The following is a 1,939-nucleotide window of genomic DNA, read 5'->3' on the forward strand; positions in this document are numbered from 1 at the left end:
GGGGTTGTCGGGAAATAGACAGTTCTAAGAGAGGGAGGGTGTGACTCATACCAAGTCACACCCTCCCCAAATTTTTATCATAAAAAGAAAAAAAGATGGCTAACGACAACCATCTTTCTCTCCGTTACATGTTATAATGTAACTATGCTAACAACTAATTATTATAACGACTTTTTTGAGTTTGGGCAACAGAAAATTAACTTTAGTTTCTTCGAATTGAGTTTACCTGACGACGATCCAGTCTATACCCTGAAAAAAGTGATGGAGGATTTAGATTTTTCTGGTCTGCTGGCCAATTGTTCAGATAAGGGAAGAACCGGGTATAACCCAATTATGATGTATGCTGTGGTTACTTACGCAAACATGCGAGGGATACGTTCTGTTGACCGTATTGTAGAATTATGTGAAAGAGATCTCGCTTTTATCTGGCTGACCCATGGGCAGAAACCAAAACGGGACGCTTTTTATGAATTTAAAGGGAAAAAGCTAACTTCTGAAATATTGGATGATCTTAATTACCAGTTTTTGCGCCGGCTTCAAAAAGAAGGCCTTGTTACACTAAAAGAACTTTTTATTGATGGGACTAAGATCGAAGCCAATGCAAACCGTTATACATTTGTCTGGCGTGGTACGGTCAATTACCATCTGGCTGGTCTGCTAGATTCTATTGAACTGAACTTTGACAGGTATAATATATTTTTGCAAGAGAATGGTTATAGGCAAAAGTATGATATAGGGAATGCACAGATGTTTGTGATCGAGGGAATGGATAAAGTCCGCAGTGTAATAGAAAAGAACCGGAAAAGGAAGCTGTCAAAGCATAAGAAACTTGCAAATAATACAGTCATTGAGGTTGATAACTGCTCTCCTCTTGAGATCCTGAAGCTGCAGAAGAACCTTAATACGATTGCCACTGGAGAAGGGATAGAGTTCGTTTATGGAAAAGGAAAAAGAAAACCTGAGATCCAGCAGCTGTATGAGGAACTGGAGCATCTCGGCCAGCGTCTGATGGGATATAAAGAATGCTTCGAGATCATGGGAAAAGACCGGAACAGCTATTCCAAGACAGACCTGGAAGCTACTTTTATGCGGATGAAAGAGGATCATATGCTGAACGGACAGTTAAAGCCGGCGTACAACGTACAGATTGCTGTGGAAAATTATTTCATCATTCACGGTTACGTAAGTAATGACCGGACGGATTACAATACCCTGATCCCAGTCCTGGAAAAGCACCAGCAGGCTTTTGGCAGTATCCTGGAAGAGGTAACTGCTGACAGCGGATACTGTAGTGAGAAAAATCTGCTTTATTTAAAAGAAAAAGGGATAGAAAGCTATATAAAACTGCAGGATCATGAAAAACGCAAAACACGCGCATATGCCGAAGATATCAGCAAATATTACAACATGAAGGTCGAAGTATTTGAAGATGAGCAGTTCTATATCTGCCATGACGGACGTGAACTGCGTCACATAAGAACGGAAACCAAAGAGCAGAATGGTTATACCCAGACCTTTGAGGTGTACGCCTGCGCCGACTGCAGTGGATGCGAACATAAAGCCCGCTGTCTGTATAAATATAATGCCAAAAAGGATACTGAAAAAAACAAGGTAATGAAGATCAATGAACAGTGGGATGAACTGCGTGAAAAGTCCCATGCAAACATCCAAAGTGAGCGTGGGATCCTGAAACGGCAGACACGTTCGATCCAGACAGAAGGACATTTCGGTGATATCAAAGAAAACGAAAACTTTAGGCGTTTTAATTACCGTTCTGCAGATAAAGTGTACAAAGAATTCATGTTGTATGCAATCGGAAGGAATATAAATAAATACTGTCGTTTTCTCAATGAAAAACTAAAGAAGTTTGAGGGAAAAACAACGGAAAAAACAGCTTGATCAAAAGTGCGGCTGTAAAAATCCAGACAAGGGATTTTTG

1 protein-coding gene is annotated in these 1,939 nt (G+C 40.4%); it reads left to right on the plus strand.

Annotation, left to right across the window (positions count from 1 at the left end):
• Positions 1 to 144: 144 nt before the first annotated feature.
• Entirely contained in the window at positions 145 to 1,899 is a 1,755-nt protein-coding gene (locus G5B11_RS18525; RefSeq protein ID WP_158422017.1) for an IS1182 family transposase, read from the plus strand.
• Positions 1,900 to 1,939 lie beyond the last annotated feature (40 nt).

The sequence above is a fragment of the Blautia glucerasea genome (assembly GCF_013304385.1).
Lineage (GTDB): Bacteria > Bacillota > Clostridia > Lachnospirales > Lachnospiraceae > Blautia_A > Blautia_A ammoniilytica.